Source organism: Streptomyces lincolnensis (assembly GCF_021173675.1).
Taxonomy (GTDB): Bacteria; Actinomycetota; Actinomycetes; order Streptomycetales; family Streptomycetaceae; genus Streptomyces; species Streptomyces lincolnensis_B.
In genome coordinates this window covers 547,857-563,414 of record NZ_JAIHON010000003.1, presented here as the reverse complement: position 1 = coordinate 563,414, position 15,558 = coordinate 547,857, and the positions used below count along the sequence as shown (strand labels likewise).

Genomic DNA, 15,558 nt, shown 5'->3' with positions numbered 1-15,558 from the left:
CTCGGCGGCGAGGGCGTTGTCACACCCTCGTGGGAGCGTGGGGCAGGGGACAACCCGCGCGCGGGCCGTCGGCGTGCGTGGTCGAGCCGAAGGGGGTCGCAGCCATGCGGGACGTCGATGCGCAGTTCCTGCGCGGGCTGTTCGACGAGGAGGGCAGCCTGCACACCGCGGGCCGCACCGCGCTGTACCGGCTCTACGGCCCGGAAGGGCTGCTGTACGTCGGTATCTCGGTCTGTCCGCTCACCCGAATACGCACCCATCTGCGGCAGCAGCCGTGGGCGTCGCAGGTGATCGGTGTCCGGATCGACTACCCGTACGACGCCGAGGCCGCCGAGCGTGAGGCCGTGTGGAGCGAACGGCCCCTGTACAACGTCGTCTTCAACGGGACCGCTCCTCCCCCACCGCCCGACGGTGCGGCCCGGCTGAGGACCGAACTCGCCACCGAGCAGCGCCGGTTGGCGGAGTTCGAGGCCGCCGTCCCCGAATCACCGGCCCACCTGCGGCTCCTGACCCGCGGTATCGCGGCGAAGCAGGCGAAGATCGCACGACTGGTCACGGCCATCGAGGCGATCGGGGAGAAGGACGGGGCACGGAAAGGATGAGGGCCGGCCGATGTGAACCCTCCGGTCACATCAGTCGGTCCTGCGTGCCACGCCGCCGTAGAAGCCGACCTCCTCGGAGCGGGCCGGCGGTGGGGTGTCCGGGCGCCAGAACGGGACCTGGACCAGGCCGGGCTCCAGCAGGTCGAAACCGTCGAAGAAGCGCTCGATCTCGGCGTGGGAGCGGAGGTTCATGGTGGCGGTGGCGTTGTTGTAGACGGCCTGGGCGTCGCGGCGGTCGGCGAGGTCACCGGTGGCGTGCGAGAGGACCAGGAAGCTTCCCGGCGGCAGCGCGTCACGCAGGGTGGCCACGATCTGTCCGGGCTTCTCCGCGTCGGTGAGGAAGTGGAGGATGGCCACCAGGAACAGGGCGACCGGCTCGTCGAAGTCGATGATCCGGCGGACGTCGGGGTGGTCCACGACGGAGCGGGGGTCGCGCAGATCGGCGAGCACGATGCTGGTCGCGCCGGAGCTGCTGAGCAGCGCGTCGGCGTGGGCCTTCACGATCGGATCGTTGTCCACGTAGGCGACGCGGACGTCCCGCGCCGCCTCCTGGGCGGTCTCATGGATGTTCGGGGAGGTGGGCAGGCCGGTACCGACGTCGAGGATCTGGCGGATGCCGGCGCCGGTCACGTGCCGGACGGCGCGCTGGAGGAAGGCGCGGTTGGCCCGCACGGAGAGACGCGCCTCGGGTGCCCTGGCGGCGAGCGCGTCGCCCGCCTGCTGATCGACCTCGTAGTTGTCCTTGCCCCCGAGCAGGTAGTCGTAGATCCGGGCGGGGTGCGGCCTGCTGGTGTCGATCTCCTCGGCAGGGATGCCGTCCCGTGTCACGCGCGCTCCTCTCGACCGCCGCCGCGGCGCCCTCGCCCGCGAACGGCTGTACGACAGCTTCCCACATCAACTCCGCCTCACCCGACCGCGGTTACCGCGCGGTCGGCCACCGCCGCGGTCGCGGATGGAACCGGATTCCGGTGAGCGGCGAAGTACCGGTGCAAGCCCAGTTCTTCACAGCATTCGCATCGACGAGAGGAGCCCCGATGACCGTCGAACCAGGCGTCCGGGTCGGACAGGACAGCGACGCCTCGGTGATCGAACGGTCGTGGGCTGAGCCCGAGGCATTCGCCGTGCTCTTCGACCGCCACGCCGACGCGGTGCACCGCTACGCCGCGCGTCGGCTCGGGGCGGAGGCGGCCGAGGACGTGATGGCGGAGACGTTCACCACCGCGTTCCAGCAGCGCTTCCGCTACGACACGGAGTTGCCCGACGCCCGCCCGTGGCTGTTCGGCATCGCGACCAACCTCATCGGCCGCCACCGGCGCGCCGAGGCCCGACGGCTGAAGGCGATGAGCCGGCTGCCCGAGGCCACCCCCGGCGACCAGGCCGGCGAGACGGTCGCGGACCAGGTGGCGGCGCGGGTCAGCGCGCAGGCGGTACGCCACGACCTCGCGGGCGCGCTGGCCGGGTTACCCGCCCGCCACCGCGACGTGCTCCTGCTGGTCGCGTGGGCCGACCTCGGATACGAGGAGACCGCGCGCGCCCTGGGGGTGCCGGTGGGGACGGTCCGGTCACGGCTGCACAGAGCTCGCAGAAAAGTCCGTGAGGCACTGGGCGGATTCGATCCGACCGCTCTCCGAGAGGAATCCGACAGTGAATGAACTCGAACTCCTGAGGGAGTGGGACGCGGAAGCGCCCCCTCTCTCGGACACCGCCCGCGCCCGGGCCCGCTTCCGCCTGTACCAGGCGATGCGGGACCCCGCCTCCGCCACCTCGCCCGTCGGCGTCCGACGTCGTCCGCTGCTGCGGATCGCGGTGGCCGGCGTCGCCGCCGCGGCGGTCACCACCACGGTGCTGGTCGCCCAGGACACCGAGACCCCGTCCCGCACGCAGCCGGTGAGCGTGGCAACCGTTCTGCGGGGGGCCGCGGCCGAGGAACGCAAGCACGAGACGCCGATCGCGCCGCGCGACGACCAGTTCCTCTACACCAAGGAGGTCATCAAAGAGACCCCGGTCGGAGGCGGACCGAGCAAGACGTACGTCGACGAGAGCTGGGACTCCGTCGACGGCTCCAAGCGGTCCTTCGTCAGCGAACTGGGCCACACCCAGTGGGTCCCGCCGGACCAGCCGGGCCAGAGCTCCTGGCCGCCGAGCAGGTGGTCGCAGCTCAAGCAGTTGCCCACCGACCCGGCCCGACTGCTCGTCGCGCTGCGCGACATGGGCGGGGATCCGGAATACGACCGGCCCACACAGCCCGACGAGTGGCCGATGGTCCACATCTTCCTCACCGGTCTGCTCCGCAAGGCCGTGCTGCCGGAAGGACTGCGCCCCGCGGCGTTCGAGGCGCTGGCCACCGTGCCCGGGGTCAAGCTGCTCCCGGGCCGGACGGACGCCGACGGCCGCCCTGGTGTCGGCATCCAGTACGTGGGCAAGCCCGGCACTCCCTGGGCAAGGGGCGGACCGGTACTGGTCTTCGACGACAGGACCTACCAGTACCTCGGCATGCGTGACCGGCGCACGGCGGGCGGGCAGACCTACGACCAGTGGTCGTACGTGGCCGCCCAGGGCGCGGTCGACCGGGTGAAGCAACGCCCCTGAGCAGGCCGTGAGCCGGTGATCCGCAGCCCTCGGGCCGCGGGTCACCGGTTCACCACGTCACCGGGCGACGGCCGTGCCCCGACGGACGAGCCGCCAGTCCTGCGAACCGTCCGAGGCCGCGCTCTGCAGGGTCAGGGGTGCTCCGGTGGAGGCGCCGGTCAGATACACGCCGGTGTTCTTGACCGCCTGGAACCTGTAGTGGCCGTCGGCCGTCCTGACGAGGTTCCAGCTGCCCGTCGGGCTGTTGTCGACCCACTGGCCGATGCGCTGACCGACCGTCGCGTTCCCGGTCCAGATGGCCGCCGCACGGCCGCCCGACTTGTTCAACAGGGTCACACCGCCCTGGGGCTCGGTCGTCAGGTGCCAGTACTGGGTGTCCTTGTTCACCGCCGTGCCGGGGTCCTCCAGGACGACGTCGGGGATGTCGCCGTTGCCGATGTTGGCGTCGTTGGTGTGGTTGCCGGTGCCGATGACCTGGCCGGTCCTGCGGTTGACCAACTGGTAGTAGGCGCCCGCCGATCGCCCGAGGTCGACCTCCGCATGGGCGATCGTGGACGTGTCCTGGTTGTTGAGGATCGCGATACGGCCGGTGCCCCGGACGTACTGGAGGTTGCGGCTGTAGCCGGCCCGTGAGGTCGTCTGGTACTCCTTCCACGCGCCGTCCCCGCGTCCGCTCTCGTTGACCCAGACGTTGCCGCTGCCGGCGGCGTTGTAGACCAGACGTCCGTCGGGCAGCCGGATGACGACCGGGCTGCCGCCGGTGGCGAGGGGGCGGGAGCCCGTGTCCACGGGCAGGGAGGTGACGGGGGCGTCCGTGGTGGCGGCGTAGAACTTCAGCGGGTCGTCGGCCACGGCGTACCGGGTGTTGGCGCCGCCGCCCCAGTACTCGTAGGTCAGGAGCCATTTGCCGTCCGTCGTGGGGACGACGTTGGTCATGCCGGGCCGACCGCCGCCGATCTCGGTTTTGCCGCCGCCCATGTCCTGGGTGAGGCCGGCGATGTCGACGACGGGAGAACTCCACGTCGTGCTGCGGCCGTTCCAGGTTTTGTGGACGAGGATCTGGCCGTGCGAGTCGGGGGCGGTGTCGTTGGCGGGGTCGAGTTGAGGGATGCCGGTGGCCGGGTCGAAGCCGAGGTAGTCGTTCTCGTCGGAGTAGTAGCAGACCAACTGACCGCCCCGGACCATGAGGTAGGGCTCCCAGAGGGGGTCGACCTGCCGGTGGGTGTTGGCGGCGGCGATGTTCTTGCCGACCGCGCCCGCGCTGCCGCCCTGCCAACCGCCGGTCGCGATGACGTTTTCCACCTTCCAGGTGAGGCCGTCGTCGGTGCTGGAGTACAGGGCTATCGCCATGTCGCTGCGGTCGCCGTCGTTGGACGGGGTCCAGTTCGGGTCGGCCGCCTTGTGCTCCAGGTAGTAGTGGTCATCCCCCGTCACCACGCTCGCGAGGAGCAGCGTGCCCTTCTTCAACTTTCCGACGGCCTGCGGGAGGACGTAGAGGTAGGGGTTCGTCCAGTTGCTCGTGTACTTGGCGTGGCGGGGGTCGGTGGAGAGGTACGCGGGGGCCTTCACCTCCGACAGCGGCTGCCAGGAGGTGCCGTGGTCGTCGCTCCGGTAGATCGGGAGGGTCTCGCCGTCGGCGCTTCCCGTCTCCGGGACGACCGTGGCCTTCTCGAACGACGCGACCAGTTGCCCGCTGGGCAGCTGGGCCGACTTGGGGTAGACCGCGCAGTTGCCCCGGCCCTTCAGGCAGGGCTCGTCGCCGAGTTGGTAGAGGATCCCGCCGGTCGGGTTGTACGCGTGTGCACCGGTCATGGGGACCGCCGCCAACGCGGTGGCCGCGACGAGGGTGCCCAACGTCCTTCCCAGTTGTCTTCTCTGCATGACCTCTCCTATGAGGGGGTGGCTACGGGGATGCTCAGTTGGCCGGCGAGCTGACGGACACCCGCATGTCCCAGGCGCCGAGGTCCAGTTGTGGATCACATGGATCCGGCGTCCGTCGGGGGGAGGTGCCGGTCGTGGCGGTGACGGTCTCCGGCAGACCGAGCCGGCCGGAGACCGCGGAGGGCGCGAGCCACTCGGCCACCGCGCGGGCGAGGCCGCGGCGGGGGACGGTGGCGACGCAGGTGACGCGGCCGCCTTCGCCGTGGCGGCGGGTGGTGAGGGCGGGACGGCGGCCGAAGTGCTGTGGTCGTAGGAGGCGAGCACCTCGGCGTCGGTGGGCGTCAGGGCTTCGGCCCAGCGGGCGGCCGTCGCCTCCGGAGGCAGGCGCAGCGGGCTGCCGGGCACGGAGTGGACCGGGATGCCGTGTGCGAGGTTGCTGAACTCGTCGTACCGGACGCCCGCGGCCTCGGTGCGGCGTCCGGGTGCCGGTTCGAGACGGGCGCGGGCCTCGTGGTCGGTGTAGCCGGTGCGCGGGTCGTGCAACTGCCGGGCGTGGACGATGCGGACGTGGCGGCCGGCTTCGAAGGCGCCACGGTAGAAGGGGGCGACGATGCGGTGGTAGGCGGCGGCGTCGGGTTCGCCGTCGAGGGTCGCCAGGGGCGGGTGCTTCTGCATGAGCCACTTGCTGGGGGTCGAGTGGACCAGGGTGCTGTCGGCGTCCGGTTCGAGTCCGGCGACGAGCGGTCCCGCGGTGTCGAACTCGGCGCCCGGGCGGGTGAGTTCGGCGTAGGCGCGGCCGGGTCGGCCGCTGTGCGGGAGGACGCCGCCCCAGTAGGTCTCGGCGCGTTGACGACCTTGACCTTGATGGCGGGGCACTTCTTCTCGAAGAGCGCGATCTCCTGCTGGATGTCGGGGATCCAGGTCCAAAAGGTCAGCTGGGTGAGTGTCTTCATCGCCTTGTCGATGTCGGCGTGGCCGACCGGCTCGGTGTCGGCGGAGGAGCCGGAGCCGCTGTCGCCGCTGCACGCGGTGACCGCGGCGCCCAGGGACTGGGCTCCGGAGTCGGCGAGGAACCGTCGGCGGCTCATGGGGGACGTGGGAACGAAGGATAGGGGCATGGTGAACTCCCGCAGATTGGCAGAGGGCCGGCACGCCTGGCGCAGGCGCGTCGCACGGGTGTGGGAGGAGAGGTGCAGGGCGCGAGGGCGCTACCAGGGCATCGGGATCGCCATGATCGGGTAGGCGACGCACGGGGGGGCTGTGCCGGCGTGTGCCGTACAGCGCGAGTCCACGGTCGTGGAGGCTTGTTGGGGGCCGGTGGTGGGCCGGTGAGCGCAGGGGGCGGCGGCCGGCCGGACCGACGGTGAGGGTCGGTTGGAGGCGGTCCGTCGATGGGGGTCAGTCGGCGGGGTCAGTCGGAGGCGGGCGGCTTGCCCTCGGCCGGGGGTGCGTGTGCCGGGCCGCGGGCGCGGGAGGGCGTCTGCCGCCGCCCGCGTGCCGGGGCCTTCCGGACCGGCGGGGGTGCGGTCGAGCCACGGACGACGAGTTCCACCGGCGGGTCGCTCGCCGGTGCCGGATCCGCGTCCGGCTTCTCGATGGCCTGCACGAGCAGCCGTAGCCCTTCGTGCGCCACGGAGTCGAACGGCTGGCGGACCGTGGTCAGCGGAGGGGTGACATAGGCGGAGACGGGGATGTCGTCGAAGCCGACGACACTGACGTCCTCCGGCACGCGCAGGCCGGCGTCGGCCAGTGCGCGGATCAGCCCGATGGCCATGTCGTCGTTCGCGGCGAACACGGCGGTGACGTCACCGGCGGAGGCGAGTTCGCGGCCCGCCGTGTAGCCGGACGCGGCCGACCAGTCGCCCTCGATGACGGGTGGTCGCCCCCTGCCCCGTGCCGCCAGCGCCGCGCGCCATCCCTCCAGACGGTCCCGCGCCGCGAACCACCGTTGCGGACCGGCGAGGTGATGGACCGTCACATGCCCTAGGTCCAAAAGGTGTTCGGTGGCGGCGCGGGCCAGGGCCTCGGCCCCGACACCGGCGGACACGGCACGGGGACCGCCGAAGGCCGCGGGCGCGCCGAGCACGAGGACCGGCACGTCGGTACTGAGGGAGAGGGCTCCCCCGACTCCTCCTGCTCCCTCGGCTCCCCCAACTCCCCCGGTTCCCTCGTCGATCGGTTCGGACACGACGATGCCGTCCACGCCCTGTTCGAGCAGCGACTCCACGGCTCCGGCGACACCTCCCGGGTCGCCCTCCAGGGTGTTGACCACCCGGAGCGCGTATCCCGCGTCCCGGGCGGCGCGTTCGACGCCGATGAGCAGGGAGGCGGGTCCGTACAGGGCGGTGCCCAGGGTGACCACGCCGATGGTGCGGGTGCGTCCCGAGGCCAGGGCCCGGGCCGCGTTGTTCATGCGGTAGCCGAGTGCCTCGGCGGCTTCGTGCACGCGTCGGCGCACCTCGGCGGAGACGTACTGCTCGCCGTTGAAGACCCGGGAGACCGTCTTCTGCGAGACGCCGGCCAGCCGGGCCACGTCCACCCCGCGCGGCACGGTGGAGCTCTCGCTCCGTGCTTCCCCTCGCGGCATGGCGTCTCCCTGTCTCCGGCAGCCCGCATACCAGCCAGTCGTCCGTCTGACTGCGCTGTCATGACTGCGCAGTCATATGTACGCAGCAGAACAAGGCGTGTCAAGGGTTGGCGCGGCACTCCGGCGCCCACGGCACGGATGCGGGGACACCGGTCCGCCGGCGCACGGGCGGTCAGGGTAGGTTCCGCCTGGACGAACATGCGGAGGTGCCGTGAGCGGGCAGGACGAGCAGGGCGAGATCACGACGGCGAAGGAGGCGGCCGCCAACGAGCTGGTCCTGGCGTTCGGACGACTCCAAGGGGCCGCGAACCGGCTGGAGTACATCCTCGGACGCAGGCTGGAGGAGGAGTGCGGGATCAGTCATCTGATGTTCGAGGTCCTGCTGATCCTGGGACGCGCCGGTGACCCGGGGCTGTCGATGCGGGCCGTCAGCCAGGAACAGGTGCTCACCACGGGCGGCGCGACGCGGCTGGTGGACCGGATGGAGGCGGCCGGTCTGGTGCTGCGCGTCACGGATCCGGGCGACCGGCGGGGACGCCTGGTGCGCCTGACACCGCTGGGCGAGGAGACGGTCGTGCGCGCCTCCCGGCTCCACGTGGAGAACATCAAGCAGTACTTCCTGGAGCCGTTGCCCGCTGCCCACCGGGAGCGCTTCGCGGAGGACCTGCGACTCCTGAGCCACTCCGCCCGCGACGTCCTGCCGCAGCTGCCCTGACCGGAGGGAACCCCCGACCGGAGTGAACCGGGCCCCAGGGGTCGACGGGCACACCGAGAGACGTAGGTCACCTGGCCGGGCCTTCCCGGATTGAAATATCTGACGCGTCAGATACTGTTGGCCCCGGGTGAGTGACCCGCACCCGGCGGGCGCCCCGTTCCTCCGAGGTCCCGATGAAGCTCGTCTACGTCTTCGACGCCTACTGCGGCTGGTCGCACGGTTTCTCCGACACGCTGCGGGAGGTCTCCTCCCGCCACCCCGACCTGCCGGTGGAGGTCGTCTCCGGCGGTCTGTTCACGGGCGGGCGCCGGGTGCCGATGAGCGCGTTCGGCTACATCCGGGGCGCCAACCAGCAGATCAGCCAGGTGACGGGGGCACCGTTCGGCGAGGCCTACCAGCGGCTCGCGGACGAGGGCTCGTTCGTCATGGAATCCGAGGACGCCGCCCGCGGCGTGGCCGCACTGCGCCAGGTGGCCCCCGACCGCGCGGCGGAGCTGGTCGTGGCGCTCCACCGCGCGTTCTACGTCGACGGACAGAGCCTGTCCGACCCGGCCACCTACCGGCGGCTCGCCGAGACCGCCGGGCTGGACGCCGAGGCGGTCGTCACCGCCTTCCGGGCTCCCGCGGCCCGGGCGGAGGCCGAGGCGGACTTCCGGCGCGCGGCCGAGCTGGGGGTCACCGGCTTCCCCACCCTCCTCGCGGTCGACGGCGAGCACGTCACCGCCCTGGCCCGCGGACACGCCACCGCCGACGACGTCGACCGACGTCTCGCGACCCTCTGAGCCCCCTGCCCCTCTCCCTCTTTCCCCCCTCCGAGAACCAGGAGCACTTCCATGAGCACGCTCGACTTCAAGGTCCTCGATCTCGACTTCCCGGCCGGCAGCAAGAACAAGACCGCCACCCTGGTCACCGGCGAGAGCGAGGCCCTGCTGGTGGACGCCGGCTTCACCCGCGCCGACGGCCACCGTCTGGTCGCCGAGGTCCTGGACTCCGGCAAGACACTGACCACCGTGTTCGTCAGCCACGGCGACCCCGACTTCTACTTCGGTGCCGAGGTGATCGCCGATGCCTTCCCCGAGGCGAAGTTCGTCGCCACCCCGATCGTCATCGAGCACATCAAGCACTCCTACGAGGGCAAGCTGAAGGCCTGGGCGGCCCTCGGCCCGAACCTGCCGACCTGCCTGGTCGACCTGGAGCCGCTGACCGGGGACCTCACCCTGGAGGGCCACCGCTTCGAGCTCAGGGGCGGCCCGGCCGGACTGCCCGACCGGCACTACCTGTGGCAGACCGAGTCCCGCGCCCTGCTCGGCGGTGTCCTGCTCTTCCAGCAGGAGCACGTCTGGGTCGCCGACACCCCGACCCCCGGTGACCGCGCGGCCTGGATCGACCTGCTGGACGAGATGGCCGCGCTCGACCCGCAGTTGGTCGTCCCCGGCCACCGCCTGCCCGGCACCGCCGCCGACAGCTCCGCCATCACCGCGACCCGTGACTACCTCCTCGCCTTCGAGGAGGAGCTGACCAAGGCCGCAGACGGGGCGTCACTCACCGAGGCGCTCGTCGGCCGCTACCCCGACAACGGCATGGTGATCGCCGCCCAGATCGGCGCGAAGGTCGCCAAGGGCGAGATGAAGTGGGGCTGACCATGACCGAGTTCGCCACCTCGACCGCGCCCGCCGACGTCGTCCGCCGCCAGTACCTGGCCTCCGCCGCCGGAGACCTGGCGGCCCTGCGTGCCACGCTCGCCCCCGACGTGGAGTGGACGGAGATGGCCGGCTTCCCTCTGGCCGGCACCTACCGCACCCCCGACGGGGTCACCTCCAACGTCATGGAGCAGCTGGGCAAGGAGTGGGACGGCTGGACGGCCCACGACGACACCTATGTCGTCCACGGCGAGAACGTCGTCGTCCTGGCCCGGTACACGGCCGCCAACAAGGCCACCGGCAAGCGGATCAACGTACGCGTCGCTCACCACTTCGTGGTGCGTGGCGGGCTGATCGTCCGCTTCGAGCAGTTCGTGGACACTGCTCTCGTCCGCGACGCCATGGTTACCGACGCCTGATCCGGTGTGGCGGCGGACCGGTACCGCGTGCCGCGGTACCGCGCGCCACCGCGGCCCGGTCCGCCGCCGCACGGGACTACCGCGACGGGGCGAAGCGGGCCCGCCACAGGTCGCGGAGCAGCGCGATCTCGGCCATGTGGTGGATGAATTCGAGGTTGGCCGCCGCCAGCACACCGACGAACGGGTAGTCGGCGTCGTTGCTGTACGGGTACTGCGAGAGGCCGACCGTGTCGAGCTGCTCCTCGGTCAGGCAGGCGACGCTCTCGCGCCAGCGGTCGATCACCGTCCAGAACCGTTCGAGTTCGAGGGCGGCGGAGGGGGTGAAGTCGACCAACAGCTTCGGTTCGTGCCGTCGTTCACCGAAGGTCCACTCCCAGCCGCCCGCGAAGTGGAAATGCAGGTGACCCAGCCGCCACGCGATGGTGGTGACCGGTGTGTCGTCGGGCTCCGGCTCGCCGGTGTGGGCGAGGACCTGTTCGACGCGCTCGACGCTCACGCTCCAGTCGTCGGCGATCTTCTCCACGGTCATCCCGTCGGCGGCCTGCCGGGCGACCTCGGCGTACTCGCTCGCCGGGATGTCCGGGGCACCCTGGTCCAGCACCCACTCGCCCGGCCCGAACGCCCTGGGGGTCGCCGCCTCGCCCCGGCGCCGGAGCGACCAGCAACCGGGAACCGGCTCCCACAGGTACTCCTCGTCGCCGAGTCCCGCGAGCCGTACCTGCGCCATCTCCCTGGCCTGGTCGAACTGTTCGAGCAACAGGCCCAGACGGTCCGTCCGCGCGCCCTCGGTCTCCATGGTCGGCACCCTTCGCCTCGCGTCTCACGCCTCACTGCGCCCGGCGGAACATAGCCGCTCGCCTGACGTGGACGCGACCGATTTCCTGGCAGGTCGGCGCCGGGCCGCTCACCCATCACCGTCTCCCGGGCCATGGTGGGGAGCGTCACCGCGGCGGGCGGGTGATCACTGGCTTCCGCGCCGAGGGGGCGGGAACAGTGGGTTCCCGCCCCCTCGGCGTGCGTATCGCACGCGTCGCCGCTCACGCGTCCTCGGGCAGCTCCCCCGCGAACGCGCCGGCCATCCGCAGCCATGGCTCCGCCTCGCCCTCGCGTCCCTGGCGTTGCAGGGTGCGGCCCAGCATCAGATGGGCGTAGTGCTCCACCGGATCGCGCTCGACGATCTGGCGCAACTGCTCCTCGGCGCGCCGCAGTTGTGCGGAGTGGTAGTAGGCGCGGGCCAGCAGCAGCCGCGGGCCGGTCTGCTCCGGAACCTCCTCGACCACGGCGGCGAGCAGCTTCGCGGCACCGCTGTAGTCCCGCGCCTCGAACAGCAGTCGGGCCCGCTCCCAGCGCTCGGCCACGGTCTCCTCGTGCGGCACGCCGGCGCCGTTGTCGAACAGGTGCAGGGCGCTGGCCCACCGGTCGGGTGCCACCCCGTCCGCCGCCGGATACGCGTTGACGTTGTCGCTCATCTCTCCTCCTCGGGTTGTCATGCCACCGGATCGGCGGTCCGTGCTCGCTTCGCCTCGCGGGCGGCGAGCAGGGAGGCGTGGGTGGGGGCGTCGGGCACCCCGTCCGGCCGCCCCGCGGCGAACTCCTGGCGCAGCACCGGCACGACCTGCTCGCCGAGCATGTCCAGCTGCTCCAGCGCTGTCTTCAGCGGGACTCCTCCGCCGTCCACCACGAACAGCTGGCGCTGGTAGTCGCCGGCGTACTCACGGAAGGACAGGGTCTTCTCGATGACCTGCTCGGGGGTGCCGACGGTCAGCGGGGTCTGCTCCATGTACTCCTCCATGGAGACTCCGCCACCCATCACCGGCGAGTTGTCGAAGTGCGGGCGGAACTCCCTTACGGCGTCCTGGGAGTTGGGCCGCATGTAGACGTGGCCGCCGAGACCGACGACGGCCTGCTCCGGCGTGCCGTGGCCGTAGTGCGCGTACCGCTGCCGGTACAGCTCGATCAGCTTCTGGGTGTGCTCCTTCGGCCAGAAGATGTTGTTGTGGAAGAAGCCGTCGCCGTAATAAGCGGCCTGTTCGGCGATCTCCGGGGAACGGATGGAGCCGTGCCAGACGAAAGGCGGTACGCCGTCCAGCGGGCGCGGTGTGGAGGTGAAGCCCTGCAGCGGTGTCCGGAAGCGCCCCTCCCAGTCCACGACGTCCTCGCGCCACAGTCGGTGCAGCAGGGCGTAGTTCTCGACGGCGAGGTTGATGCCCTGCCGGATGTCCTTGCCGAACCAGGGGTAGACCGGGCCGGTGTTTCCTCGGCCCATCATCAGGTCCACCCGGCCGTCGGCCAGGTGCTGGAGCATCGCGTAGTCCTCGGCGATCTTCACCGGGTCGTTGGTGGTGATCAGCGTGGTGGACGTCGACAGGACGATCCGCTCGGTGCGCGCGGCGATGTGCCCGAGCATGGTCGTCGGCGACGACGGCACGAACGGTCGGTTGTGGTGCTCACCGGTGGCGAACACGTCCAGCCCGACCTCCTCGGCCTTCTGCGCGAGGGCGACCATCGCCTTGATCCGCTCGTGCTCGGTCGGCGTATGACCCGTGGTCGGGTCGGTGGCCACGTCACCGACGGTGAAGATGCCGAACTGCATCGCCCTCACTCCATCCAGTACGTTGACATATCAACTATGCCCTCGCAACGCGGCTCCGCGTATCTATATTCCACGCCACTCCTACCCCAGTCGGCGCATGCCGTCGAGCGCGCGCTGGACGAGCCGAGGCTCCGGCTCAGGACTGGTCCTCGTCCAGCTTGGCGATGACACGCTCGGAGATCTCGGCCAGCACCCGCAGCTCCGCCGGAGTGACGTGGTCCATGAACAGTTCGCGCACCGCTTCGACATGGCGCGGGGCGGCGGCCTCGATGGCCGCCCGCCCGGCGTCCGTGATCACCACGAACGCGCCACGCGCGTCTTCGGCGCACTCCTCCCGCACGACCATGCCCCGTCCGGCCATCCGGGCGATGTGGTGGGACATCCGGCTCTTCTCCCACTCCAGCGCCCGCGCCAGGTCCTGGTACCGCTGCCTGCCGTCGGGCGTGTCGGTCAGGTGCACCAGCACCGCGAAGTCCGCGGCCGACACCTTCGACTCCGACTGGAGCAGGCGGGCCAGGCGGCCGCCGAGCCGTTCATGCAGCCTGACGAAGCCTCGCCACGCGCGCTGCTCCTCCGGCGTCAGCCATCGCACTGTCTCTCCCATGGAGAAAGTGTAGACGTAGTTGACGGCTCACCCAATTGTCCGAAGCTCATCGCCGGCACCGGATCGACGCGTCTCTTTCGACTCGACGGGCGGGGCGTCGCGGCTCTCTGACGGTCCTCTTGCCGGGAAACATGGTGATGTTAACGTTAACAAGCCGTCAAGGCCTCCCTGTCGAATCGACGCCCGGGGGGCCCTGTCTTCGCGCCGGACACCGGCCGGGGGAGGTTGACCGAACGGCTGCCGGCGGGGGCCACGGCGGCGGTCGTGAGTCCGCACCGGGACGCTCCGGTGCGGGACGACTTCGACGGCGCCGCGCTCGGCCCGGAGTGGAACAGTCTGCGGGGCCCCGTCGACGGCCTCGTCTCGCCCCGTCCCGGGAAGGGCGGGCTGACCGTCCGCCTCTCCCCCGAGCCCCTCACCTCGACCGGCACCCCCGCGTTCGTCGCCCGCCGGCAGCGGCATCTGCGCCTGCGGGCCGCCGCCCGTGTCCGCTTCGCCGCCACGGCGCCGACGCAGGAAGCGGGACTGGTCGTCTTCAAGGAGCACGACCGGCACGCCACGCCGGCGCTCACCGTCGACACCGCGGGAACTCCGCACGTCGTCCTCACCACCCGTGAGAACGGCGTCGCGACCCGCCTCGCGGCGCTGGCCGTATCTGACAGCGAGGTTGTCCTCGCCGTCGACAGCGACGAGTCCGGCTACACCTTCCGCGTCGAGGACGGCACCTGGTCGGTCCTCGGCAGCATCGAGCGGTCCTACTTCAGCACGGAGCGAGCCGGCGGGTTCACCGGCGTCCACATCGGCCTGCACGGCATCGGCGACGGTGCGGCCGAGCCGGGCGAGGCACAGGTGCGGTGGTTCGAGTACACACCCCGGCCGGCCGGTCACCGTGAGGCGGATCAGCTGTAGAAGTTCTTCACCCAGCGGTGCTCGGCCAGCAGCGCGAGATGCTTCGGGGTGAGGGGCGGTGCGTCGGCGATCGCCGCGTTGCGTTCCACGTTCGTCAGGGAGCGCATGCCGACGATGACCGTGGACACGGCCTGCCCGGCCAGGGCGAAGCGCAGGGCGGTGGACGGGAGTTCCTCGACGTCGATGCCGAGGTCGGCGAGGATCGCGTCCACGTGCCGCTCGACCTGGGCGGGCCGGTCGTCCCTGAAGTACCAGTTGCGCCAGTCGCCCTCGGGGAAGGTGACGCCCGTCCGGACCGAGCCGGTGAGGGCGCCCTCGTCGAGGGTGACGCGGCCGATGACGCCGACGCCGTACTCCTCGCAGGCCGGCAACAGGGCGTCGGCCGGGGCCTGTTCGAAGATGTTGTAGATGACCTGGACGGCGTCCAGGACACCGGTGCGCAGCACCGTGAGCACGTTCTCCGGCTGGTGGTCCTTGACCGAGATCCCGAAGAACCTGATCTTGCCCTCCCGCTTGAGGGCGTCCACCGTCTCCAGCCAGTCACCTCGGCCGGTCCACTCGTCCTCCCAGGTGTGCAGCTGGAGGAGGTCGACGTGGTCGCGGCCGAGTTCGCGCAGGCTGGTCTCCAGGCTCTCGCGCAGATGCGAGCCGGGGAACGCCTCCATGGGGTCGAGTCCGCTGGGCGCCAGGGAGACCGGCACCTTCGGCCCGACCTTCGTCGCCACATGGACACCGTCCCCGCCGCCCGGGAGCTGCTTGAGCGCACGGCCCACGATGCTCTCGCTGCGGTCGTAGGCCCTGGCGGTGTCGATGAACGTGACGCCCAGATCGACGGCCCGGTGCAGGGCGCGTACGCCGGAGTCGTCGTCGGCGCCGACCCACGCCCCCTGGCCCAACCCCCAGGCTCCGTAGCCGATCTCGGACACGGTCAGGCCGGTACGGCCGAGTTCGCGATAACGCATGTGCTGTTCGTACTCCCGCGTGACGCCCTGCCGACCAGGGCCGTTGTCCGGTGCCGT

General features: G+C 71.2%; 16 protein-coding genes. 8 read left to right on the top strand and 8 right to left on the bottom strand.

The window, feature by feature from the left end; genetic code table 11:
- Nucleotides 1–104: 104 nt before the first annotated feature.
- Complete coding sequence (locus tag K4B79_RS09610; RefSeq protein ID WP_232025978.1) at nucleotides 105–602, top strand: GIY-YIG nuclease family protein; 498 nt, start codon at nucleotides 105–107, stop codon at nucleotides 600–602.
- Nucleotides 603–632: 30 nt separating this feature from the next.
- Here the strand turns inward: K4B79_RS09610 and K4B79_RS09605 are convergent, their stop codons facing one another.
- Complete coding sequence (locus tag K4B79_RS09605; protein WP_232025976.1) at nucleotides 633–1,430, bottom strand: SAM-dependent methyltransferase; 798 nt, start codon at nucleotides 1,428–1,430, stop codon at nucleotides 633–635.
- A 206-nt stretch (nucleotides 1,431–1,636) separates the two neighbouring features.
- On the opposite strand from K4B79_RS09605, the gene K4B79_RS09600 reads away from it, so the two are divergent.
- Nucleotides 1,637–2,254, top strand: a complete 618-nt coding sequence (locus K4B79_RS09600; protein ID WP_232025974.1) for an RNA polymerase sigma factor — start codon at nucleotides 1,637–1,639, stop codon at nucleotides 2,252–2,254.
- Complete coding sequence (locus tag K4B79_RS09595; RefSeq protein ID WP_232025973.1) at nucleotides 2,247–3,191, top strand: CU044_5270 family protein; 945 nt, start codon at nucleotides 2,247–2,249, stop codon at nucleotides 3,189–3,191. Before K4B79_RS09600 ends, K4B79_RS09595 begins: the two co-directional genes overlap by 8 nt.
- Before the next feature lie 57 nt (nucleotides 3,192–3,248).
- Here K4B79_RS09595 and K4B79_RS09590 read toward each other — a convergent pair whose 3' ends face one another.
- Nucleotides 3,249–5,072, bottom strand: coding sequence for an RICIN domain-containing protein (locus tag K4B79_RS09590; RefSeq protein WP_232026244.1), 1,824 nt, complete (start codon nucleotides 5,070–5,072; stop codon nucleotides 3,249–3,251).
- Between the two features lie 1,411 nt (nucleotides 5,073–6,483).
- Nucleotides 6,484–7,659, bottom strand: a complete 1,176-nt coding sequence (locus tag K4B79_RS09575; RefSeq protein ID WP_269463255.1) for a LacI family DNA-binding transcriptional regulator — start codon at nucleotides 7,657–7,659, stop codon at nucleotides 6,484–6,486.
- Between the two features lie 211 nt (nucleotides 7,660–7,870).
- Between K4B79_RS09575 and K4B79_RS09570 the strand changes: the two genes are divergently transcribed.
- The 4 genes from K4B79_RS09570 to K4B79_RS09555 all read left to right on the top strand — a co-directional run bounded on the left by K4B79_RS09570 (nucleotide 7,871) and on the right by K4B79_RS09555 (nucleotide 10,433).
- Entirely contained in the window at nucleotides 7,871–8,374 is a 504-nt protein-coding gene (locus tag K4B79_RS09570; RefSeq protein WP_232025971.1) for a MarR family winged helix-turn-helix transcriptional regulator, read from the top strand.
- Between the two features lie 173 nt (nucleotides 8,375–8,547).
- Complete coding sequence (locus K4B79_RS09565; protein ID WP_232026242.1) at nucleotides 8,548–9,156, top strand: DsbA family protein; 609 nt, start codon at nucleotides 8,548–8,550, stop codon at nucleotides 9,154–9,156.
- Nucleotides 9,157–9,207: 51 nt separating this feature from the next.
- Nucleotides 9,208–10,014 carry an MBL fold metallo-hydrolase gene (locus K4B79_RS09560; RefSeq protein ID WP_232025969.1) on the top strand — a complete coding sequence of 269 codons (807 nt, stop codon included), beginning with the start codon at nucleotides 9,208–9,210 and terminating at the stop codon, nucleotides 10,012–10,014.
- A 2-nt stretch (nucleotides 10,015–10,016) separates the two neighbouring features.
- The gene (locus tag K4B79_RS09555; RefSeq protein WP_232025967.1) at nucleotides 10,017–10,433 is read left to right on the top strand and encodes a nuclear transport factor 2 family protein; all 417 of its coding nucleotides are present in this window, start codon (nucleotides 10,017–10,019) and stop codon (nucleotides 10,431–10,433) included.
- A 76-nt stretch (nucleotides 10,434–10,509) separates the two neighbouring features.
- On the opposite strand, the gene K4B79_RS09550 is transcribed toward K4B79_RS09555, so the two are convergent.
- The 4 genes from K4B79_RS09550 to K4B79_RS09535 all read right to left on the bottom strand — a co-directional run bounded on the left by K4B79_RS09550 (nucleotide 10,510) and on the right by K4B79_RS09535 (nucleotide 13,630).
- Nucleotides 10,510–11,229, bottom strand: a complete 720-nt coding sequence (locus K4B79_RS09550; RefSeq protein ID WP_232025965.1) for a DinB family protein — start codon at nucleotides 11,227–11,229, stop codon at nucleotides 10,510–10,512.
- A gap of 241 nt (nucleotides 11,230–11,470) precedes the next feature.
- On the bottom strand, nucleotides 11,471–11,902 hold the full coding sequence (locus tag K4B79_RS09545) for a tetratricopeptide repeat protein (RefSeq protein ID WP_232025964.1): 432 nt from the start codon (nucleotides 11,900–11,902) through the stop codon (nucleotides 11,471–11,473).
- 17 nt (nucleotides 11,903–11,919) lie between these two features.
- Nucleotides 11,920–13,026, bottom strand: a complete 1,107-nt coding sequence (locus tag K4B79_RS09540) for an LLM class flavin-dependent oxidoreductase (RefSeq protein WP_232025962.1) — start codon at nucleotides 13,024–13,026, stop codon at nucleotides 11,920–11,922.
- Nucleotides 13,027–13,162: 136 nt separating this feature from the next.
- Complete coding sequence (locus tag K4B79_RS09535) at nucleotides 13,163–13,630, bottom strand: MarR family winged helix-turn-helix transcriptional regulator (protein ID WP_232025960.1); 468 nt, start codon at nucleotides 13,628–13,630, stop codon at nucleotides 13,163–13,165.
- A gap of 264 nt (nucleotides 13,631–13,894) precedes the next feature.
- On the opposite strand from K4B79_RS09535, the gene K4B79_RS09530 reads away from it, so the two are divergent.
- Nucleotides 13,895–14,539 (top strand): hypothetical protein, encoded by a 645-nt coding sequence (locus K4B79_RS09530; RefSeq protein ID WP_232025958.1) that lies wholly within the window; start codon nucleotides 13,895–13,897, stop codon nucleotides 14,537–14,539.
- Here K4B79_RS09530 and K4B79_RS09525 read toward each other — a convergent pair.
- A complete protein-coding gene (locus K4B79_RS09525) occupies nucleotides 14,530–15,501 on the bottom strand; it encodes an aldo/keto reductase (RefSeq protein ID WP_232025956.1) in 972 nt (323 codons plus the stop codon). The genes K4B79_RS09530 and K4B79_RS09525 overlap by 10 nt on opposite strands.
- Between the last annotated feature and the right edge of the window lie 57 nt (nucleotides 15,502–15,558).